The sequence below is a fragment of the Bacillus sp. z14 (2026) genome (assembly GCF_058313575.1).
Window position 1 is genome coordinate 408,766 of record NZ_JBZFQK010000002.1, and the last position, 23,232, is coordinate 431,997.

Genomic DNA, 23,232 nt, shown 5'->3' on the forward strand with positions numbered 1-23,232 from the left:
TAGATGATATCGCTAAATCCAACTGAAATGAGTGAGCGAGAGAATTATACCTTTTTAACAGGGGCAGTCGTTCCTAGACCGATTGCCATTATCTCAACCATTTCTAACGAAGGAATTATGAATATTGCACCTTTTAGTTATTTTACGATCGTTAGTTCAAATCCCCCGCTGATTGCTGTATCAATCCAGCGACGGAATGGCGAAAGAAAGGATACAGCAAGAAATGCAATCGATTCGGGAGAATTTGTCCTCCATATTACAGATGAAGAAAACGTGAAGGGAGCGAATTGGACAGCAGCTGAATTGCCTCCGGACCAAAGTGAACTAGAAGGATCTCCCTTTCAAACAGTAGATAGTGTTCATGTACGAGTCCCAGGGCTTAGCCCTGCGAAGATTCGGATGGAATGTACCGTACATAAAGTAATACCGCTTGGAGGCCATACCGCAGAAGATGCAGGTTGTGATCTACTAATCGGTAATATTGTTTTTTATCATATAGATGAAGCCATCTACAAGGATGGTACAATCAGTACAGAATTACTCAAGCCTGTTTCCCGGCTTGCTGGCCAAAATTTTATGAAGATTGGTGAACAATTTATTCTGGAAAGACCAAAATAATAGCGTACAGAACTTCCCACTTCAAGTAGGGAGGTTTTTTTATGGGTTCTTTTGGTAATAGAAAAGGTCTAAAAGACTATAAAAGATAAGTTTTTCTTTAATTAAGTCATAAGATTTTCTTATTAAAAATTAAAAAAAGGTACAAAATATCTAATTAAATTACAAATTTGTTAAATTACTAGAAGGACTTTCACTAAATATTCAGAATATATAACCAGTATACGAGTGGTTGCGCTTTCATAACCACCTTAATATAGATAAATCAGACAAGTGGGGGTAATGAATGAACGCTTTAGGTAATGGGAATCGGATGTCAGAACTCGGTCGCAGGAGAGGTTTTTGGATCTCATTAATTGCTGTATTACTGGTACCGTTAGTTTATGGATTGATTATGCTAACGCCAAGTTGGGGACCATATGATAATCTTTCAAACTTGCCGGTCGCAGTTGTGAATAATGATTCAGGTACTGTAACAGACGGTAAGGAAGTTAATGTTGGTAGAGATTTGGTAGCGAAACTGAAAGACGGGAATGACCTGGGATGGAGATTTGTCAGTAAGGAACAAGCAAATCGCGGACTTAATGATAATGAATATTATATGGTAATTGAGATTCCTGAAGACTTTTCCCAAAAGGTAGCAACCGTAATGGATGAAAATCCGGAAAAACCGGAACTAAAGTATACGCAGAATGAAGGGCTGCATTTTATAGCTGCAACAGCAACGAAAACAGCTATAGGAACAATTAAAGAGCAGCTTGCTGATACAATCACCGCTACCTATACCAGTACAGTTTTTGCCCAGCTTGGTGATGTAGCAGAAGGATTTAAATCCGGTGCGGATGGTTCAACAAAGCTCCATGAAGGCTCTGTTAAACTGAAGGAGGGTACTGGAACCCTACTAGATTCACTAACAACAAAAACAGGCGATATTCAAAAACTGGCAGACGGTTCAAAGCAAGTGGAACAGGGGCTCGGTCAATTAAATGGAACAATGGCTGGAAAATCAGCTGATATCGCGAGGTTGGCAAATGGAGCAGCTCAGGTCAGTGATGGGTCGAGCCTTATGCATTCAACCGTAAGTGGTAAGACCGGTGATATCAATACACTTGCAAGTGGGTCGAAGCAGGTTGAGGATGGGTTGGGGACTTTATCTGGAACATTGAGTGGGAAATCAGAAGATATCGCAGCATTGGCTAAAGGAACGAAAGATCTCAAAGATGGATCTGGGATATTATATAATACAATGAGTGGTAAATCTGAGGATATTGAAAGACTTGCAAAGGGTGCAAATGATTTAAAAGATGGCTCAGCAGCTTTATATTCTCAGCTGGATGGTAATAAAGGAAAAATTAATGACCTTGCAGTTGGGGGTAAAGAATTAGCTGCTGGTGCTGATGATTTAAAAACTGGAACTTCTAATATGCTGAACGGATTGGAAGAAGCTCAAAAAGGTGTAAGTCAACTAAATGGAAGTATGCCTAGATTAGAAGAAGGTAGCAAATCGTTAGTAGGTGGTATTGATACAGTCGTAGGGCACACGAATAATCTTGCAGATGGTTCACAAGAAGTGGCAGATGGAATAAAAGAATTAGGTGATAAGATAGCAATAATCTATCCAGGAATAAAAGATGACGAAGGTTTTAAAGCGTTATTAGCGGGTGCCCAAGAATTAACAGGTGGGATAAAAGCACTGAGTCAGGGGATTACACAAAAAGAAGGTCTACGAGAAGGAGCAGATACTCTATCTAAGGGGATTTCAGGACAATTGAAGCCTGGAGTAGAAAGGTTAACAACTGTTTTCAAAGAAGAAATTATCCCAGGTCAAAATAAGATTGTTGATGGCGCAGATCGTTTAGCAGCAGGAGCAAAAGATATAGAGAATGGTACTTCTTCAGTGAATACAAATTGGGGATTAATTACTAATGGAGTTGGTGACATTAAGGGTGGCTTAACAACAGTCGCCGCTGGAAATCAATCCGTTAGTGATGGTTGGAATACAGCTGTTGATGGTGCTAATGCATTAAACGCTGGCCTTACCACAGTCGCAGCCGGTAACCAATCCGTTAACGAAGGCTGGAAAACTGCAGTCACCGGTTCTAAACAGCTTTATGATGGTTCTAAGCAAGTGGCAGACGGAACAGCAACTGTTAATAGTGCATGGGGTACGTTGTCAACATCTTTAAACACGTTGAAGAATGGTGCTGCTGAAGTGGCTGGTGGTAATGCCACAGTGAATGCAGGCTGGAAAACAGCTGTTGATGGATCTAAGCAGCTATTTGACGGTTCTAAGCAAGTAGCTGATGGTAATGCAACGGTTAATACTGGCTGGGGTACAATGAAGGATGGAGTTACTGAAATTGATAAAGGTGTCGGTCAAATTAAAGACGGTACGCTTGAATTATCCAGCGGTTTAGGTGACGGAGCTGAAAAAACGGCAGGTATAAATGCTACCGATGAAACGATTAGCATGTTCTCCTCTCCGGTTGAGCTGATAGATTCGAAAATTAATAGTTATCCATATTATCGTTACGCAAATGCACCATATGTATTATCGTTAGCATTATTTGTCGGTGTTTTATTAATGATGTTAGTCGTTGGGGTTAGAAAACCAATGGATGAAGCTAGTTCAGGCTTCGCATGGTATTCAAAAAGATTTGGTTTGCTTGCTTTATTGGTAGCTGGTCAGGCCATCCTTCTTTCTGGCTTTACCATATTCTTTGTTAATTCAGGATTTGCGAATAGCCTGTTGCTTATCTTGTTTGCTGTATTGGCGAGTATCTCATTTATGTCCATTGTGTTCTTCCTGACTATGCTTGCCGGCAACATTGGTTTGTTTATAGGCGTGGCACTTCTGATTATGCAGCTATCTACTACCGGATCTGCATTGCCAATTGATATGCTGCCTGAATATTTACGTACTCTAAGCAATTTCTTGCCGATGACTTATTCGATTGCAGGCTTCCGAGCATTAGTATCATTGGATGACATCGGTATGATGTTTGCGAATGCAACGATACTAGTTGTGTTCCTGCTCCTGTTTGCTGGACTGTCCGTTGGATTATCCTTTTTCAAAAAGAATGAATCAGCAGGAGATGCAGAAATAGTAAGGTAAATATAATTATATAAATCCCTTTTAGTAGAAGAATGCATAGATTAATTGTATTCTATATTGAAAGGGATTTTTACTTATGAATAAGGGGTCCGAATGGGAGAGATTAGATTGAATCAGAAAATATTACCGGCAGCTTCAACTATGAAGGACTTTGAAAAGTTTTTACAATCAGGATTTAAAACAGGTGTTATTTTAGAGACTCATCTTGGGCAAATCAAACATATTACTCAAATGGCCAAAATGGCAGATAAACAACTGTTTTTTCACGTGGATTTAATCAATGGATTAAAAAATGATGAATATGGTACTCAATATTTATGTCAGGAGTTTAAACCATTTGGTGTCATATCCACAAAATCAGCGGTTATCCAAGAAGCAAAAAAACATCAGGCAATAGCTGTGCAGCGAATCTTTATGATTGATAGCCATGCGCTCGAACGCAGCTATAAGATGGTCAAAAAATCACAGCCTGATTATATTGAAGTACTACCGGGCGCACTTCCTAATATGATTAAAGAAGTTGCAGGGGAAATTCAGCTGCCGATCTTTGCGGGTGGTTTAATCCGAACAGTTGAGGAAGCGAAAGAAGCACTTGAAGCTGGTGCTGTCTCGATAACCTCGTCTAAACGAGAACTTTGGCAGTATTTTGCAGGGGAATGAGTCGAATTCCCTATTTATTTCTTTTTATTTGACAGCGTTTACAAAAAGTTTTACACTGTGTTTAAGTTAATAAGTATGTGGAAAGACATGGAGACACAGGTGGCAGTATTCCTTAATAAGTAGGAATACTTTAGTGCTTGTTTCTTCATTTTTTTTTGAAATTATATGATAGGGAGATGGAAGGAATGACACCATTTTGGGGTGAATTAGTAGGTACAATGATCTTGATCGTTTTTGGAGCTGGAGTGTGTGCTGGAGCCAACTTAACCAAATCTTATGCAAAGGATGCTGGGTGGATTGTTATTACCATTGCCTGGGGGCTTGGTGTTACATTAGGCGTTTTTGCAGTTGGCGGCATTAGCGGTGCTCATTTAAATCCTGCTGTTACATTTGGTCTTGCGTTTAGCGGAGATTTTGCTTGGGCAGATGTACCTGGATATATTTTGGCGCAAATGATTGGAGCAATGATTGGGGCAACTCTTATTTATTTACAATACTTACCGCATTGGAAAGCGACTGAAGATCCAGGGACAAAATTAGGGGTATTCGCAACTGGTCCCGCTATTCCTCATACATTTTCAAATTTACTTAGTGAAATTATAGGAACATTTATTTTATTGCTTGGTCTGCAATTTATTGGAGCAAATGATTTTACGGAAGGCCTAAATCCATTCGCAGTCGGTCTTTTAATCGTAGGAATCGGTATGGCTCTTGGGGGAACAACTGGTTACGCCATCAATCCGGCACGTGACTTAGGTCCGCGTATTGCACATGCGATTCTTCCGATAGCGGGGAAAGGCCCATCTAATTGGGGATATGCTTGGATTCCGGTTGTAGGACCTATTCTCGGCGGATCCTTGGGGGCTTTGTTCCATAAAGCGGTCTTCAATAATACGCTGACAGGCGCTTTCTGGGCAGTATTAGCTGGCACTGTAGTTATCTTGGTAATCGCTTATTTTATGACTAATAAAGATTCAGAACAAGCACTACGACAAGCTAATGATCCAGCAAAAGCAAGGTTATAAGTTACTAACTTTAGAGAAATCGATTATAATATAAAAATTAGTAGATGGGAGATGAAAAAATTGGAGAAATATATTTTATCAATTGATCAGGGGACTACTAGTTCCAGAGCTATTTTATTCAATAAAAAAGGGGAAATTGTACATAGTGCTCAAAAGGAATTTACACAGTACTTTCCAAAGCCGGGCTGGGTGGAGCATAATGCAAATGAAATTTGGGGTTCAGTGCTTGCTGTTATTGCGGGCTGTCTTTCAGAATCAGGTATTGAGGCAACAGATATAGAAGGAATCGGAATTACAAATCAGCGTGAAACAGCGGTGGTTTGGAATAAAGAAACAGGTCAACCTATTTATAATGCGATAGTTTGGCAATCCCGCCAGACAAGAGATATATGCGAGGAATTGAAAAATGCTGGCCACAATGATCTTTTTCATTCCAAAACTGGTTTATTAATAGATGCCTATTTTTCTGGGACAAAAGTTAAGTGGATCCTCGATAATGTAGAAGGTGCACGTGATTTAGCCAATGAAGGGAAATTGTTATTCGGGACAATTGATACATGGCTAATCTGGAAGCTATCCGGCGGTAAAGCTCACGTAACTGATTATTCCAATGCTTCAAGAACAATGATGTACAATATTTATGACCTGCAATGGGATGATGAATTGCTGGAGATATTAGATGTTCCGAAATCCATGCTTCCAGAAGTGCGTCCGTCGTCTGAAGTATATGCACAAACCATTGATTATCACTTCTTTGGTAAGAGTATACCAATTGCAGGTATTGCTGGTGACCAACAGGCAGCATTGTTTGGTCAGGCATGCTTTGAAAAAGGAATGGCAAAAAACACATATGGAACAGGCTGCTTTATGCTCATGAATACAGGTGAAAAACCGGTTAAATCGGAAAAAGGATTATTGACAACTTTAGCTTGGGGATTAAATGGTAAAGTTGAATATGCATTGGAAGGTAGTATCTTTGTAGCGGGTTCTGCTGTTCAATGGCTCCGAGATGGATTAAGGATGCTTAAGGATGCTGCTGATAGCGAGACATATTGCCGAGCAGTTGACTCTACAGATGGAGTATATGTCGTTCCAGCCTTCGTAGGTCTTGGTACTCCATATTGGGATAGTGATGCAAGAGGAGCGGTCTTCGGTCTGACAAGAGGGACTACAAAGGATCACTTTATCAGAGCAACAGTTGAATCTTTAGCTTACCAAACAAAAGCTGTTATTGATGCAATGGAAGAGGAATCCGGAATTGAATTGAAAACATTGCGTGCCGATGGCGGGGCCGTTAAGAATTCATTCTTAATGGAATTCCAGAGTGATATCTTAAACGTGCCGGTTGAAATACCAAAAATTAATGAAACGACTGCCCTTGGAGCTGCTTATTTAGCTGGGCTGGCTGTTGGATTCTGGGAAAGCCAGGATGAAATTGCTGCGCAATGGATCATTGATAAATCATATGAACCGACTATGGAACAAGAGAAACGTAATGAATTGGTTGATGGTTGGGAAAGAGCGGTTGCAAGTACCAGAACCTTTAAATGATAATTCAATTTTGTATGAGTTTTTCTCAAAAAATGATATAATGAAAATAAGTTAATATAAGGTTAGAGATTTTAAGAGACCGCGAGTACATTCCTTTAAATAAGGGTAATGTATTTTGTGGTCTCTTTTTATTATCTCAATAGCACTTATCAACAGAGGAGGAACAAGAGGATGGGTTTAAATAGTTTAAATAGACATGAATATAAAAATAAATTACAAAACACACATTTCGATGTGCTTGTCATTGGTGGAGGAATTACCGGAGCAGGGATTGCTTTAGATGCAGCTACAAGAGGGATGAAGGTGGGTCTAGTTGAAATGCAGGATTTTGCAGCCGGTACATCAAGCCGTTCAACCAAGCTGGTTCACGGTGGATTGCGCTATCTAAAGCAATTGCAAGTAGGAGTAGTTGCAGAGGTTGGGAAAGAAAGGGCTATTGTTTACGAAAATGGTCCTCATGTTACAACACCTGAATGGATGTTATTACCCTTCCATGAAGGCGGTACATTTGGTAAATTTACTACTTCCATTGGCTTACAGATGTATGATTTTCTTGCTGGAGTGAAAAAGGAAGAACGCCGCACTATGCTTACAGTAGATGAAACAATTGAAAAAGCTCCATTGGTTAGAAAAGATGGCTTAAAGGGTGGGGGCTACTATGTTGAATACAGAACCGATGATGCCCGCCTGACGATGGAAGTCATGAAAGAAGCGTTTGAACAAGGAGCAAGCTTACTGAATTATGCCAAGGTCGAGGATTTAATCTATGAAAATGGAAAAATAGTAGGCGTAAATGTTAAGGATATATTGGATGAGGATTCATTCCAAATTAAAGCTAGGAAGATTATAAATGCAACGGGTCCATGGGTAGACTTTATACGTGAAAAAGACAATTCTAAAAAAGGTAAAGTGCTTCAGCTTACTAAAGGTGCACACATAGTGATTGACCAATCCCGTTTCCCTTTGAAACAAGCGGTTTATTTTGATACCCCTGATGGAAGAATGGTATTCGCGATTCCGCGTGAAGGGAAAGCCTATGTTGGGACAACAGATACATTCTATGGTCAAGATCCAATCAATCCAAAAATGACTGATCAAGACAGAGATTATATATTGGATGCTATTAACTATATGTTCCCTTCAGTAAACGTTACTAAAGAGGATGTGGAATCCAGTTGGGCTGGAGTGCGCCCATTAATCAGCCAGGAGGGGAAAGGTGCTTCTGAGATATCCAGGAAAGATGAAACATGGGTATCTGATTCTGGGTTAATTACGATTGCAGGCGGAAAATTGACAGGATATCGTAAAATGGCTGAAACCGTTTTGGATTTAGTAGCTAAACAATTCAGAGATGAAGGATATAAACATTTCGGTAGCTGCTATACTGAAAAAATGCCGATATCCGGCGGCCGTGTTGGAGGCTCAACGAAATTTAGTTCATATATAAGCAAAACTAAAGAAAAAGCAATCGGAACCGGGTTATCAGATACAGAAGCAAGAGAGATTATTTCAACATATGGATCCAATGCTCCGCTTCTGTTTGAAATAGCCCGAAAAAACAAAGAAAAAGCGAGCGAAATAGGGCTGCCATTACCAGTATTGGCTAAATTGGGCTATGCAATTGAATATGAATTGGCTTATACGCCGCTTGATTTCTTTAATCGCAGAACTGGCATGGTCCTATTTGATATTAAGCATGTTCATGAATACAAAGATCAAGTGATTTCGTATATGAAAAAAGTACTGCATTGGACTGAACAGCAAACAGAAATGTATACTAAAGAGCTTGAAACTGAATTGCATGATGCTGCGTATCCACAATCCGAGCTGGTTACGAATTAATATAAATACGGATAAATGACCCCACTTCCTTGAAATATAGGTTGTGGGTTTTTTTAAGATTCAATATCTTTAAAAAGGGGAATAGAAATGAAACAGAAACTATTAGTTTATTTAACACGGGATGGGGGCAGTCAAGATGAATGAAATTCAAGGAAATAAGAAAAATGAATGGATGATTTATACCGGATCTTATGCAGAAAAAACAAGTACGGGTATTCATCTATTCAAATTGAACGTGAAAGAAAAAAAACTTGACTTAGTTGAGAAATATACGGGTATTGAAAATCCTTCCTTTCTTGTTATAAATAAAGCTCAGACCCATTTATACGCGGTAAGTGAAGTTGAGTATGGGATGGTTGTCTCTTATGCAATCAATCGGCAATCCGAACAGATTAGAGAGTTAAATCGCAAATCTACGAATGGGATGGCACCTTGCTATGTCAGTCTTAGTGAAAATGAATCTTGTTTATACATTAGTAATTATGGTGGCACGGTAACTAGGATAGAACTACAAGAGGACGGAACACTTGGAGAACATACGACAACAAATGAACATGTTGGATCAGGGGTTTGGGCAGACAGACAGGATGCACCGCATGCTCACTCAATCGTACCGGTACCGAATTCCTCCGTTGTAGTTGCAGCAGATTTAGGTACTGATAAAATTTATGTATACGATGATAAGGATTTTGCCAATTTGGCTAAAATGTCTACTATTCCTGGATCGGGTCCAAGACATTTTGCCTTTCACCCTACATTGCCAATCATGTATGTCATCCAGGAATTAAGCAATACAATCGCAGTATTTGAATTAAATGACCAACATATACCGGATTCTCTTCTAGGGGTGGTTACTACATTGCCGGATGATTACAAAGAGGAAAATACAGCAGCCGATTTGCATATTTCAGAGGATGGCCAATTCTTATATGCCTCAAATAGAGGGCATGACAGTATTGCAACGTACAAAGTGGCAGAATCAGGTATACCGGAAATTATCGCATTTACACATACGGAAGGAAAGGGACCGAGAAATTTCGAGTTAATAGACGAAGAAAAAGTACTCATTGCAGCAAATGAGCAAAGTGATTCATTAGTTTTATTTGAAATTAATAAAGAAGGTATTCCAACCTTTACAGGGAATACGATTTCTCTTTCGAAACCCGTTTGTGTTCAAGCGATTGCAAGAAATCATGAATGATACAAAAACAGCTGGTTTGGATTCTCCCAAACCAGCTGTTATTTAATTGGATTGTTCTTTTAAAGATTGTGTATAAGCCGTAAAGATACCTAAAACAATAATAGCCATTCCACCGTTTAATAGGGAGTATTGCAAGTCCCAATGGCCAGTATATAAATTTTTAATAGACAACACGCTGATCAACATAAGCATCAATGTAATTAAAATATTGTATGCTTTCATTCGTGAAACAACACCCCTTGATTCGTAATTGATCTATTTCATAGATTTTATTTTACTATGGTTTAGGTATAAAATTAAGTATAATTTTGTCTTTTTTTTTGTTATATTTTTCCAGAGATGTTTTGGACGCTAATCTATTGAGTCCATCAGATTTTTTATCGTTTCTTTTTGCAAGGGTCCGATTATTCGCTTTTGTATGATACCGTTAGAGTCAATGAAATAACTGGTTGGGATCGTTATAATTTTATATAATTTAGCAATAGTACCCGTTTGGTCCAGTAATACAGGATACTTGATATTATACATATCTTGAAATGCTTGTATGGTTTGCTTGTTTTTTTCTGAATAGGTCATATTCACGCTTAATACAGTAATCTTCTCCATACTATGTTCACTATAAAATTCATTGAGGTCTGGTATCTCTTTTTTGCAGGGAGGGCACCAGCTTGCCCAAAAGTTTAATAAAACTTTTTGACCGCGATAATCAGATAATTTTATGCTTTTTCCGTCCTGAGTTTTTAATTCGAAATCAGGTGCAGATTGACCTTCTTTAATTCCTGTTTGAGTCAAAACAGGTATAGTTTCCTCTGTAATAGACTCTTTTTGTGTCTGCGTGTAAATAAATAGAAATATGAATAAAAAGAATGGAGCAAGAATGGCAATTGTTTTATTCTTCAATTTGGATGAGGCCTCCTGATGTCGTTTTTATTTAGTAGAAAGTATTTGCCAGTCGTGAAAAAATTAATCAATGGGCATCAAATTGTGTTAAGTTGTTTATAAAAATATGAATAAAGGTAAGAATCTAGTATTGAGCTTTTAGGGAAGTGAGGGAAGATAGATGTTTTATATAGGAGTTGATATAGGAACCACGAGTACAAAGGCTGTATTATTTTCGGGAGACGCATCTGTGCTCAGCACCTATCATGTAGAGTACCCATTATATAGCCCGACTCCACTTACAGCAGAGCAGAAGCCTGATGAGATCTTTCATGCTGTACTTAATGCAATAAGAGGAGTAATGGTCCAAAGCCAAATAAATCCTGATGAACTGTCGTTAGTATCCTTTAGCTCGGCTATGCACAGCGTAATTGCGGTTGAGGAAAATGGAAATCCATTAACTCAATGCATTACATGGGCTGACAGCCGTTCAAAGAAGTGGTCCGACTATATTAAAAATGAGAGGAATGGACAAGAAATTTATCGGAGAACTGGAACGCCAATCCATCCAATGTCTCCTCTTACAAAAATCACCTGGTTGATGAATGATTATCCCGAATTAGCGGGTAGGACATATAAATTCATTTCCATTAAAGAATATGTTTTTTATAAATTATTTGGGCAATATGTGATTGATTATTCGGTTGCTTCAGCAACAGGAATGTTTCATCTTAAAAATTTAGAATGGGATTCTGAGGCATTGGCAATCGCGGGTATTACAGAGACCCATTTGTCTAAACCAGTACCAACTACATATTATTTATCTGGCATGGACTCCGCCTATGCTGCGGATATGGGGCTGTTGCCGGATACTCCATTTGTAATAGGAGCCAGTGATGGCGTTCTCTCCAATCTGGGTGTCAATGCGATTGATCCAGGGATTGTAGCAGTCACGATTGGAACGAGCGGAGCCATTCGTACGGTAACAGATAGGCCGATTACGGATGAAAAGGGCCGAATTTTTTGTTATGCATTGACGGATAAGCATTGGGTGATTGGCGGACCAGTTAATAATGGAGGTATGACTTTTAGATGGCTAAGAGATGAGCTGGCTTCAGCGGAAGTAGAAACAGCTAAACGCCTCGGAATTGACTCATATGAAGTACTCACCAAGATAGCATCAAAAGTAGCGCCGGGGGCAGATGGACTACTATTCCACCCATATTTAGCTGGAGAGAGAGCGCCCATTTGGAACCCTGATGCCAGAGGATCGTTCTTTGGCTTGGGACTTCATCATAAAAAGGAACATATGGTCAGAGCGGTGCTTGAAGGAGTCATTTTTAATCTCTATACAGTCTTATTAGCTTTGCAGGAATTGATAGGTGTGCCAAGTAAAATCAGGGCAACGGGGGGATTTGCGCGCTCAGAGTTATGGAGGCAAATGCTTGCGGATATTTTTAATCAGGAAGTAGATGTGCCAGAAAGCTTTGAAAGCTCTTGTTTAGGAGCAGTTGTACTCGGCAGATATGCACTCGGTGAAATTGAAGACCTATCCGTTGTATCAAATTATGTGGGAACTACACATGTCCATACGCCGGTTAAAGCAAATGTAGAAAGATACGAGGAATTACTGCCAATTTACATCAATATATACAGAAAATTGGAGACTGAATATAGCAGTATAGCAGCTTTCCAAAACAAATGGATTAATCATAAATAAGTTGATTTGAAAATAACATTGTCGAATAATATTGACAGCATTCGCGTTTTCACTGTATCCTTTATACAGGAATAATTTAATTTAATACAAATCCTCATCGGACTAAAAGATGAGGTAGAGGTCGCAGATTTTATTAGTAAACTAAAAAGAGAGCCGGAAAGCTTGCTGACTTTAGTTGAAAGGAAAATCTGCCGAAGCGTTCTTTTTTTCCGAAGAGAGCAGCTGGGACTGTATCCGAATAGGTGCAGGACTGTCATGGAATATATACATCGCGATATGTATATATTCCATGGAGAACTATCCATTTATTGTCTGGTGTGGCTAATCATAAAATGTTGCACACCTTAACAATAAGGTGTGTTTTTTATTTAGCTTATTTACACAGAAATGGATAATTCAAAAATAGAGAGTAACATGACAGCTTTGGAAGGGGAATTATCGTGCACAATAAGAAGGAACTGGGTTTTTGGATTTTAACGGCATTTGTAGTCGGCAATATGGTTGGGTCTGGTATTTTTATGTTGCCGCGTACGCTGGCAGAAGTAGCTAGTCCTGCCGGAGTAATTATGGCATGGGGATTAACAGGATTGGGAGTACTAACTATTGCGCTGGTTTTTGGGAATCTGGCTGTTCGTAAGCCACATTTAACAGGTGGCCCTCAGATTTATGCTAAGGAATTGTTCAAGGAAAATTCTTTAGCCTCAAGATTATCCGGGTTTATGTCTACATGGGGATACTGGATTGGTAATTTTGCAGGTAATATTGCCATCATCACTACGTTTGCAGGGTATTTATCTACCTTCTTCCCAAGTTTGACTAGTACGGCTGAATTGTTCAGTATAGGGAATTTTAGTCTAAAAGTTGGCAATGCTTTAACATTCCTTGTCTGCACAATCATGCTCTGGGGCGTTCATTTCTTTATTATGCGAGGCATAGAGAATGCTGGTAAATTAAACTTTGTGGCGACTGCGGCAAAAGTACTTGGATTTGGATTATTCATTGTAATTGGGCTATTTGCCTTTGAACAATCTAATATTGTACCGTTTGCGGAAACTCGTATAATTGATGGTGAGAGTCGGGGATTACTCAGCCAGGTAAATTTTGCTGCCGTCTCAACCTTATGGGCTTTTGTAGGGGTTGAATCTGCTGTTGTATTCGCATCAAGGGCGAAGAGAAAGGCAGATGTAAAGAGAGCGACCATTTTAGGGCTATTGATTGCCCTGGCTATCTATATGGGAATCAGTACACTTGTTATGGGATTATTAACACAGGATGCACTTATCCATTCAGAAAAACCATTAATCGATGCAATTGAAACGGTGCTGGGACCTGTTGGTGGGAAAGCATTGGCGGTCATTGGATTGATCAGTTTATTTGGTTCAACAATTGGCTGGATCTTGTTAAGCGCTGAAATCCCGTATCAGGCAGCAAAACAAGGTTTATTTATCCCTAAGTTTTTACAGGTCAATAAGCGTGGGATTCCTAATTTCTCTATGATTGTTTCAAATGGTTTAGGTCAATTATTTATTTTCTCAACTATTTCAAATTCAATTGCTCATGCATTTGACTTTATTATTTATATCGCGACACTTTCTTATTTAGTGCCATATTTAATTTCCTCCTCATTCCAACTGAAATTAGTTTGGACTGGCGAGACATATAAATCTGATGAAATGCGTTCACGAATTATTGATGGTACCATAGCCATATTGGCGACGGCATATTCCATTTGGGTGATCATCAAAGGAACGGCTGATTTAAAAACATTTATTTTCGGTGTTATCCTTCTGGCAAGCGGAATCCTATTCTATCGTTTACTGCCTAAAAATATGGAGGAAGTTAAACAACACGAGAACTATTATTTGAAAAAATCTTTTTAACTGTAATAAGAAGCAAACCCATTGTTAAAAGTGGGTTTGCTTTTTTTGGTATTATTTAAAAGTAAAACGGTGTTATGAAAACTGTTATCGGGAGCAATGATAGAGTGTAATCATGTGAGTTTGATAAATTGACATACCCAATAGGGTATATTACGATTAGACTAATCGATGAACTAATGGAGGTCTATTAAAATGAAGATTTTAATTGTTGGCGGTGTGGCAGGCGGAGCATCTGCTGCGGCAAGACTGCGCCGTCTAAGCGAAAAAGATGAAATCATCATGTTTGAAAAAGGTGAATATATTTCATTTGCGAATTGTGGTCTTCCATATTATATAGGAGAAGTTATCCAAAACCGTAATAAACTGCTTGTTCAAACAGTTGAAGGAATGGGGCAACGCTATAATTTAGATATACGTAATTGGACAGAAATTATCAAAATCAATCGGGAGCAGAAGACTGTCATAGCCAGAAAAGCAATGACAGGCGAGGAATATGAGGAATCCTACGATGTGCTAATCCTATCTCCGGGTTCAAAACCGGTTAGGCCAGCCATTCCGGGAATCGATGAGGCTAAATCTGTTTATACGCTTCGGAATGTTCCTGATACGGACCGTATCAAAGAAAAGGTAGATCAGGATAAACCTGAGAAGGCTGTTATCATTGGCGGCGGGTTTATTGGGATTGAAATGGCTGAAAATTTACGGGAGCGCGGCATAGATGTAACAGTTATTGAGATGGGAAATCAGGTGATGGCGCCAATTGATTTGGAGATGGCTCAAATGGTCCACACACATTTGCGGGACAATGGAGTTCATTTAATACTTGAGGATGGTGTATCATCTTTTGAAAAGAATGGTCGTATCATTCGCTTGAAAAGCGGCAAAGAAGTAGAAACGGATATGATACTTTTAGCGATTGGTGTTCAACCTGAAAGTACCATTGCGAAAGATGCCGGCCTCGAGCTTGGGGTTCGGAATGCGATAAAAGTCAATGAGCATCTGCAAACATCAGACCCATCTATTTATGCGGTCGGTGATGTCATTGAAGTAAAGGATTATATTAACGGAACGGATACTTATGTGCCGCTCGCTTGGCCTGCCAATCGTCAAGGGCGTTTAGTAGCGGATCATATTCACGGGAAAGAAAGTGTTTATAACGGTACATTGGGCACTTCCATAGCCAAGGTGTTTGAATTGACCGTTGCTTCAACAGGAAGCAATGAAAAGATGCTGAAGCGTTTAGGTATACCATATGAGGTTGTTCATGTTGCACCAAGCAGCCATGCTGGCTATTATCCAGGTGCTTCCCAATTGCATTTGAAACTGATCTTCGATAAGGAAACGGGGAAAATATACGGAGCGCAAGCAGTTGGAAAGGATGGGGTAGATAAACGTATTGATGTTATCGCGACAGCTATCAAAGGTGGCTTAACTGTATTGGATCTTCCGGATATCGAGATTGCCTATGCTCCTCCATATTCCTCAGCTAAAGATCCTGTAAATATGGCTGGTTACGCAGCAACCAATATTATTGAGGGAATGGTCAGCACAGTGCAATGGCATGAAATTGATGAGATTGTGGAAAACGGAGGTTATTTAATTGATGTCCGCTCACCTGCTGAGGTTGCTAAAGGAGCAATTGCCGGCTCGGTCAATATTCCTGTTGATGAACTGAGAGAGCGATTATCAGAGGTACCGACTGATAAAGATTTATATCTTACATGCCAGGTAGGTATGAGGGGTTACTTAGCTACCAGAATACTTGAAGGAAACGGCATTAAAGTTAAGAACCTTGATGGCGGATATAATTTGTATTCTAAGGCATTTCCTAAAGAAAAATAATAGTAAATGAGAGTTGGAGCTCCCTTTATGCGATAGTTTAGATTATCGCATAAAGGGGCTTTTTTGAATTGCTGAGACGGTTTGTGTCATGCTTGATTTAGAGCTTGGCTGGATTCAAGGGGCGATCGGCCGGATTCAAGCTCAGATTGGCTGGATTCGAAGAGGAATCGGCTGTATTAAAGCAGTGAATCGGCCGGAATCTAGCCCGATTCGGCTCGAATCGAAGTCGATACAGACAGTAACCAGCTAGAAATTCAATCAGAATCAATTCATTATAGAGGAATCTGCAAGATACGCCTATAATCGAGTAAAACAATTAGGGGAGTATAAAAATGCCCGGCTGGATATAACCCAAGCCGGGCGATCCTTCTTTATCATTAACTTGCCAATTCAGATTCCTTTGGTTCTTTTACTTTTGACATGGCAAGAAAGCTAATTAAGAGCAGTGAAAATCCAGTGATGAGAGGTATATAAAAAGCTGGTATGTAGTCAAGCAAGACACCGAAAAGAATCATCCCAAGCGGTGAGATTGCAGATGCAATCGTTTCAACTAATCCGAAAATACGACCAAGATAGTGGCTCGGGGTTGTACGCTGTATTAATACATGAATAGGAATATTTACAACCATGACGATGGAACCTATCATTCCAAGGACGATGATGTAGTAACTGACATTGGCAATCACAGAAGTCATTTGGAGCATAGGAGGCAAGCCAATCATAATGACAAGTATTGCTAAACCAATTAAGCCCAATCTAATTTTCTTTAATTTATCTTTCATTTCAGGACGTTGTGAAATGATCAATGATGTGATAAGTGCTCCAACAGATACCATCGAAGCAGCAATTCCGTATGATTGAGAAGAAAAATTCAGTGATGTGTTCAGGATGTAGGGGATTGCAACATTTATACCCGCAAAGAAGAAGTTAATCCAAAGTGATACTTTGAGCAGGGAGAATAAAAAATCGTTTTCTTTTAAATAGGAGAAGCCTTCAGCCAAACTCTTCATGAATTGCGTCTTTTCCTGTTGTGCCGCTTTCTCAGTGTACAGGTTGAAAATAATAAATAATTCAATTATACCGGCAAGTATAAAGGTGATTCCAGTTAGCAGAATGATTTCCTCAATTGCTAAGAACCCGTATAAAATACCAGCTATGATTGGACCGAGTATACCGGCAAGCGATGATGCGGATTGATTTAAAGAGCCAGCCTTTTGTATAGATTTATCCCCAGCCATTGAGGGAATGGTTGAAGATGCAGTCACAGAAAAGAAAGTAGAAAAAATCCCTAGCAGTACTTCTGATGTATATAACAATGCAAGTGAGAGCCCCGAAAAGTGAGAATAGACAATCATAAAAAACATGAGTATTCCGCTAAGAATTTCCGTCAATATAATGATTGTTTTGCGGTTAAAGCGATCTGCAAGGGTTCCGGCAATTGGTCCAAAAATAATTCGGGGAACAGAGGCAAACACAAGAGCAAGTGCAAAACTTGTACCCGAACCGGTAATTTTTAAAATGTATAATCCGATGGCAAATGAATAGATGCTTGCACCAAATAATGAAATAAATTTTCCAATAAAAAACAATAAAATATTCCTTGCGCTTAATCTCTCTTGTTCTGCTTCGGTATAACGTACACTCATGGGCTTTTCTCCTTTAGTTTAAAAGTTTAATGTCATTAAACTTATTATATAAATACTAATTTTTGGAAGTCAACAAAAAGTTTAAAATAATTAAACTTTAATTTGTGGATCAGAATTATTTACCGTATACTTTCCATAAGGAGGGGATAACCATGCTGGGCAATAAAATTAAAACGTTACGGAAAGCTTTAGGGATGACCCAATCCGAGTTGGCTGGAAATCGATTGACAAAAGGAATGCTGAGCCAAATTGAAAACAGTAAAGCAACCCCATCGATGAGCACACTTGAATATCTTGCTCAACAGCTTGGTTGTGAACCTAGTGATCTTCTGAATGAGAAAGAGGATTATCTACCTTTATTAAATGAGATAAAGAATGATAAAAAACAAGAGAATTATTCAGCTATTTACGATAAATTATCCCATGTGGTTTCTGAAAATATGCCTCAGGGAGTAATGGAGGCGAAGTTATACAGCCTTTATGCGGAAGCAGGCCTTTATTTAGATAAACCAAACATGAAGAAATATATCGAATTGGCAGCCTCCTATTTTAAGATGAATTCTTTATTCTTAGACAGTGCTGAAACATTATGGATTTATCATCAGTATCGTTTGTCTCATGGAAATTGGGATGAATCTTTATCCATTTTGAATAAAATCAGAAAACTCTACTCTGGTAATGGACTTGAAGAAAATATAGTATTTCAATTAAAGCTTTTATTGGATGAAGGAATCGTCTTATCGGCGCTGGAAGAATATGAAAAATCTCATTTAAAAATGCAGGAAGCCATCGCATTGTCCAAAGAAACGAATGTCTATTATCGTATGGATGATATATACAGGATTGCTTCCAATTATCCGCTTGTGATGAAAAACGATAAGGAGTTTCTTAGATTAATCCATAAGTCCCGTCAATATGCGATTTTTTCGGAAAATAAGATTGCATTGATGATGTTTCCACTTTTATATGCGGTTTATCATAATGAAATAACAAAAGACTACAAAAAAGCTATTCACTACCTAGAAGAATTTGCGATAAATCCGGAAAAGATAGACGAACTTTATTATCTGGAATATGGGAAAGCACTGTATGGTCTGGGAGAAATTGATCGAGCTTTGGAAAATCTGCTTAAATGTCATCTATCCGGTGCGTTGGTGCATCCAATCGATGTAGGAATGGTACAGTCTGCAGGAATCTATATTGCTCTTTGTTTAAATCAACAGGGCCACAAGGATGAAGCCCTGGAGCAAATTAACAAAACATGTGATTTAATAAAGAATATGCCGAAATCTATTTATTATAAAAGGGCTGTTGAGGTTAAAGAAACATTGCTAAATGATAATGGAACTGTACATTGAAATTATGTGTGGCTGTTCATTCAGTTCCTTTATCCATTTGTTTCAAAGATTTAGGTTAACGTTTGTAAACGCTTCACCTAAATATACAATGTCGTTAGGACACAGTGGTGATAATAATGTTGACAGATGGTAGTGGGCTTTTATTTTATGTTCCAATCCATTCATATCTGGCATTCAAATGTCTATTAAGATTTTCGGTTAGTTTACTTACCCTATTCGGTCATTGCTTCGCAAGAACTCTTCCTATCCCTCTAATATCTCCCTGGTTACTTCCCCTGCACAAGAATAATCTTCTGCAATAATAGTTGCCTGTAAATTTAACCTATTAAACTTCTATGCTGAAACATATAAAATTCTCCATAAAATAGCTCCTAATACAATATGATGATGGGCTTGATACCTTTATGCTGGAAAATATAATTATTTTTCAAGTAAAATAATTATATAAATTATAATGAATATGATCATACCATCAACTGCTTAAAGTGGAGCAAACGATTGATAGAAAAAGGTGGGTTAATGATGAAAAGGTTACGCATCTTTTTAGTGTTTGTAGCGTTATGGATTATATATGAACCGAGTAGTTTCGCAGAATCAACTCTGCAGCAGCAAATTGACCAAACGCCCATTGGAGGAACATTGATTGTTAAAAGCGGTACCTATGAAGATCCGGTTTCCATTAATAAGCCAATGACCATTAAAGGAACAGAAAATACAGTGCTGAGTTATACAGGAGAGGGATCCTTTATAAACATTTCTGGTGAGGGTGTACAAATATCAAATATTGAAATAGAGGCAACACGCCTACCAATTGAGGAATCTGCAATTGTGCTGGCTGGAAATTATCATAAACTTAACAATCTCACAATCAAGTCAGCTGGGACTGGTATTAAACTGGATAAGGCGAATCATGTAAGTGTGCTAGAAAGTTCATTTACAGAGACATCTGAAGGCCATGCTATTAATCTGTGGGAGTCAAATTACAACACGTTCGGTAAAAATTCAATACGGAATGTTCAGGATGGATTTTATGTAGAATACAGCCACCATAATACATTTAAAAATAATAAAATTTGGGATGCCCATTATGGGGTGCATTTAATGTATTCCAATTCCTGTTTGATTGAAGAAAATGAATCATTCAATAACTTTACCGGCGCCATGATTATGGGTGCTGAAGATGCAATGGTACGTAAGAATACATTCACCGAAAATAATGAAAATGTGAATTCTCAGGGTTTGTTACTATATGACTCTAGGAATGTTACGGTTGAAACAAATGAGATTCACAATAACCGGATTGGCATATTTATTGAAAAGGCCAATGTGAATACCGTTAAGGATAACAGGCTGCAATCAAATTTTGTAGGTATTCAGTTTAAAGAATCAGAGAATAATCGAATCTATCAAAATGATTTTCTGGGTAATGTAAATGACGCTCAGGCTATTGAAAGTGAAGGGAATCAATTGGATGGGAACTACTGGGACGCATCAGCGAAAATAGATTCAGACGGAGATGGTATAAGTAATTTAATCTACCGAGCCGATCCTTATTTTCTGGCTTTGACAGAGGAAGTTCCTGAGTATCAACTCTTTTTTCAGGCACCGGGCATGACAATTCTGCAAAAAATGCTGAAAAGTACCGATGAAGAGCTATTAACGGACTCAGGTCCCTTAATGGACCCTATCCAATCAAACAATCAAAACAATCAAGCTGATCTGCCAGTATGGATAGTCAGCGGATTATTGTATATAGGCAGTTTATTTCTATTCATAAAAGGGAGGAAACAACGATGAAACAATCATTATGGAAAATTGCGTTAATCGGAATTGCAGTTATGCTTATGTCTGCTTGCGGTAATGAATCGACTGAGCCAGTGGAAATTGATCCGAAGACTGACACATGCGCAAACTGTAATATGTCGGTTGCGGATAATCAGCATGCAACAGAAATTATCCTAACTGATGGAAAAACCTTTATTTTTGATGATATCGGCTGCATGTTTAATTGGACAGATGAAAACGAGAATAAGGAAATTGAGAAGACCTTTGTACGTGATTATCATTCTAAAGATTGGATAGAAGTTGAAAAATCCTATTTCGTATATGGAAAAGAAATAAAGACGCCAATGTCATACAATGTAATTTCTTTTGAAGACCAATCAAGTGCTGAAGAATTTGCTGAAGAATCAGGAGGAGGTTTATTATCCTACGAAGATTTACAAAAACATGATTGGAAACAGCATAAAGAGATGAATCATAAGGAAACGGACAGTCATAGCCATAGTTAACAGGTAAGGAAAAACAAGGCAGCCGACATGGTTGCCTTTTATTTAGATGTCGTCACAGGAGGGGAAGAAGAATGTGGAACATATGGAGCTCTGAATGGAGAATGACCTCACGGGGCCGTTCGTATTATTCGATAGCCATTTTATGGATTGTTGTCATTTCTTTTTTACTGGCATTGGAGCGGACAAATGGAGCAATCTCAGGATATACAAATATTACGGGAACAGTCGTTAATATTATGTTATATATATTGCCATTATTTATGTTGATTTTTGGCTCTTTTTCAATAGCTAATGAAATGGAAAATGGCCAATGGAGATTATTATGTACGTATCCATTAGATATCGTCTCCTACTTTTTTGGTAAACTTGGAGGCCAGTTTACTGCCCAAGCAGTGTGTTTTTCACTGGCATATTGGTTGAGTATGATAATTGGGTTGCTGACTGGGATTGATATTTCGTTAACTTGGATGCTTGTTCTTTTTCTATTTAGTATGCTGTTAATCTTGTTTTTCCTGACACTTGGCCTTTTTATAGGATCATTTGTAAGCACGAAATGGCAGGCACTTACTCTATCTGTTGCAGTCTGGTTTCTTCTTATTATGATATGGCCGACTGCGTTAATTGCTATTTTAGGTGCTTTACCTTATTCAATGATAGGAGTGCTTATGAAAATTGCGATGATCATAAATCCAGCAGAATTCTTACGCTTTTTCTTAGTGATCAGATTGGACGGCGGTTCTATCTTCGGCCAAGCCTATGATGGATTGGTTCCGCTATTTAATGAAGGAATTGTATGGGGTGTACTATTCTTATATGCGTTTGTATTTATTGCTGCGTTAGGCTTTATTGCAATTTGGTATTTAAAAAGGAGAAGAGCGCAATGACAGGGTTAGAAGTGACTGATATCTCAAAACACTATAAAACCAATACAGCGTTGCAGTCATTTTCGTTGGCAGTGCAGGAAGGGCAATGTGTTGCTTTATGCGGAGGGAATGGTGCTGGAAAAAGTACTATCCTGAATATTTTGGCCAGTATCTCTTCCCCCTCAGCCGGAACCGTTCTGTTGGATGGGGTCAATATGACTGCACAAAATAAAGAATATGTATCATTGATCGGTTATATGCCTGATGAATTTTATGCTCAGGGCGACATGAATGTGGGAGAGTTTATGTCTTTTTATGCAGCTATCCGAGAGATTTCCAATGAACGAGTGAGAGAGGTGATTGATCGTTTGGGATTAAACGAAAAGCGGAAAGAGCTCGTGAAAAATCTTTCTAAAGGAATGAGACAAAGGCTGTTATTCGGCCAATCGATTTTAGCTGAACCAAGACTTTTAATTATGGACGAGCCGACCAATGGGCTCGATCCTTACTGGATTAATGAATTTATAGAAATGATCAAAAAGCTTAAAGAAGCAGGCACAATTACGATTTTCTCCACTCATATGATGGATGTTGCCGCAGAACTTGCCGACCGGGTGTTATTCATTGAAAAAGGGCAGCTGGCTCAATCACTTGAAAATGATTTTTCTGATATTGACGGTTTTACAAAAGAGCTATCAACCTTGTACAGACAACGAATATAAAAGGGTGGACTGTAGCCTTGCT

At 38.6% G+C, this 23,232-nt stretch carries 18 protein-coding genes and 1 riboswitch; of the genes, 15 read left to right on the forward strand and 3 right to left on the reverse strand.

The genetic code is table 11. The annotated features are described in order from the left end of the window. Positions 1 to 3: 3 nt before the first annotated feature. The 7 genes from AC4G3O_RS08060 (at position 4) to AC4G3O_RS08090 (ending at position 10,009) form a co-directional block, all read left to right on the forward strand. Positions 4 to 618, forward strand: a complete 615-nt coding sequence (locus tag AC4G3O_RS08060; RefSeq protein ID WP_490551876.1) for a flavin reductase family protein — start codon at positions 4 to 6, stop codon at positions 616 to 618. Between the two features lie 283 nt (positions 619 to 901). Next, complete coding sequence (locus tag AC4G3O_RS08065) at positions 902 to 3,730, forward strand: YhgE/Pip family protein (protein ID WP_491136043.1); 2,829 nt, start codon at positions 902 to 904, stop codon at positions 3,728 to 3,730. A gap of 108 nt (positions 3,731 to 3,838) precedes the next feature. Then, positions 3,839 to 4,390 (forward strand): glycerol-3-phosphate responsive antiterminator, encoded by a 552-nt coding sequence (locus tag AC4G3O_RS08070; protein WP_066102330.1) that lies wholly within the window; start codon positions 3,839 to 3,841, stop codon positions 4,388 to 4,390. 185 nt (positions 4,391 to 4,575) lie between these two features. Then, positions 4,576 to 5,415 (forward strand): MIP/aquaporin family protein, encoded by an 840-nt coding sequence (locus AC4G3O_RS08075; protein ID WP_066101072.1) that lies wholly within the window; start codon positions 4,576 to 4,578, stop codon positions 5,413 to 5,415. A 60-nt stretch (positions 5,416 to 5,475) separates the two neighbouring features. Next, positions 5,476 to 6,966 carry a glycerol kinase GlpK gene (glpK, locus tag AC4G3O_RS08080; RefSeq protein WP_139891340.1) on the forward strand — a complete coding sequence of 497 codons (1,491 nt, stop codon included), beginning with the start codon at positions 5,476 to 5,478 and terminating at the stop codon, positions 6,964 to 6,966. A gap of 171 nt (positions 6,967 to 7,137) precedes the next feature. Then, positions 7,138 to 8,808, forward strand: a complete 1,671-nt coding sequence (locus AC4G3O_RS08085; protein ID WP_066101068.1) for a glycerol-3-phosphate dehydrogenase/oxidase — start codon at positions 7,138 to 7,140, stop codon at positions 8,806 to 8,808. Between the two features lie 136 nt (positions 8,809 to 8,944). Further along, positions 8,945 to 10,009 carry a lactonase family protein gene (locus AC4G3O_RS08090; protein ID WP_491136044.1) on the forward strand — a complete coding sequence of 355 codons (1,065 nt, stop codon included), beginning with the start codon at positions 8,945 to 8,947 and terminating at the stop codon, positions 10,007 to 10,009. A gap of 42 nt (positions 10,010 to 10,051) precedes the next feature. Here AC4G3O_RS08090 and AC4G3O_RS08095 read toward each other — a convergent pair whose 3' ends face one another. Continuing rightward, positions 10,052 to 10,231, reverse strand: coding sequence for a hypothetical protein (locus tag AC4G3O_RS08095; RefSeq protein ID WP_066101063.1), 180 nt, complete (start codon positions 10,229 to 10,231; stop codon positions 10,052 to 10,054). A gap of 129 nt (positions 10,232 to 10,360) precedes the next feature. Continuing rightward, positions 10,361 to 10,909, reverse strand: a complete 549-nt coding sequence (locus AC4G3O_RS08100) for a peroxiredoxin family protein (protein ID WP_491136045.1) — start codon at positions 10,907 to 10,909, stop codon at positions 10,361 to 10,363. 160 nt (positions 10,910 to 11,069) lie between these two features. Here AC4G3O_RS08100 and gntK point away from each other — a divergent pair, with 160 nt between their 5' ends. From gntK to cdr, 3 genes are all read left to right on the forward strand, one after another. Continuing rightward, complete coding sequence (gene gntK, locus AC4G3O_RS08105; protein WP_139891336.1) at positions 11,070 to 12,608, forward strand: gluconokinase; 1,539 nt, start codon at positions 11,070 to 11,072, stop codon at positions 12,606 to 12,608. A 107-nt stretch (positions 12,609 to 12,715) separates the two neighbouring features. Further along, a riboswitch (Lysine riboswitch) is annotated at positions 12,716 to 12,916 on the forward strand. A 132-nt stretch (positions 12,917 to 13,048) separates the two neighbouring features. Next, complete coding sequence (locus tag AC4G3O_RS08110; protein WP_077247948.1) at positions 13,049 to 14,488, forward strand: amino acid permease; 1,440 nt, start codon at positions 13,049 to 13,051, stop codon at positions 14,486 to 14,488. A 192-nt stretch (positions 14,489 to 14,680) separates the two neighbouring features. Continuing rightward, the gene (gene cdr, locus AC4G3O_RS08115; RefSeq protein WP_491136046.1) at positions 14,681 to 16,330 is read left to right on the forward strand and encodes a CoA-disulfide reductase; all 1,650 of its coding nucleotides are present in this window, start codon (positions 14,681 to 14,683) and stop codon (positions 16,328 to 16,330) included. A 377-nt stretch (positions 16,331 to 16,707) separates the two neighbouring features. Here cdr and AC4G3O_RS08120 read toward each other — a convergent pair whose 3' ends face one another. After that, positions 16,708 to 17,976, reverse strand: coding sequence for an MFS transporter (locus AC4G3O_RS08120; protein WP_491136047.1), 1,269 nt, complete (start codon positions 17,974 to 17,976; stop codon positions 16,708 to 16,710). 152 nt (positions 17,977 to 18,128) lie between these two features. Here AC4G3O_RS08120 and AC4G3O_RS08125 point away from each other — a divergent pair, with 152 nt between their 5' ends. The 5 genes from AC4G3O_RS08125 (at position 18,129) to AC4G3O_RS08145 (ending at position 23,210) form a co-directional block, all read left to right on the forward strand. Next, positions 18,129 to 19,334 carry a helix-turn-helix domain-containing protein gene (locus tag AC4G3O_RS08125; RefSeq protein WP_491136048.1) on the forward strand — a complete coding sequence of 402 codons (1,206 nt, stop codon included), beginning with the start codon at positions 18,129 to 18,131 and terminating at the stop codon, positions 19,332 to 19,334. A gap of 522 nt (positions 19,335 to 19,856) precedes the next feature. Further along, on the forward strand, positions 19,857 to 21,131 hold the full coding sequence (locus AC4G3O_RS08130) for a right-handed parallel beta-helix repeat-containing protein (protein WP_491136049.1): 1,275 nt from the start codon (positions 19,857 to 19,859) through the stop codon (positions 21,129 to 21,131). Then, complete coding sequence (locus AC4G3O_RS08135) at positions 21,128 to 21,625, forward strand: nitrous oxide reductase accessory protein NosL (RefSeq protein ID WP_491136050.1); 498 nt, start codon at positions 21,128 to 21,130, stop codon at positions 21,623 to 21,625. The genes AC4G3O_RS08130 and AC4G3O_RS08135 overlap by 4 nt, the downstream gene beginning before the upstream one ends. A 71-nt stretch (positions 21,626 to 21,696) precedes the next feature. Beyond that, positions 21,697 to 22,509: an ABC transporter permease gene (locus AC4G3O_RS08140; protein WP_491136051.1), complete on the forward strand. Its 813-nt coding sequence runs from the start codon at positions 21,697 to 21,699 to the stop codon at positions 22,507 to 22,509. Next, positions 22,506 to 23,210, forward strand: coding sequence for an ABC transporter ATP-binding protein (locus tag AC4G3O_RS08145; protein ID WP_491136052.1), 705 nt, complete (start codon positions 22,506 to 22,508; stop codon positions 23,208 to 23,210). The genes AC4G3O_RS08140 and AC4G3O_RS08145 overlap by 4 nt, the downstream gene beginning before the upstream one ends. The last annotated feature ends 22 nt before the right edge of the window (positions 23,211 to 23,232 follow it).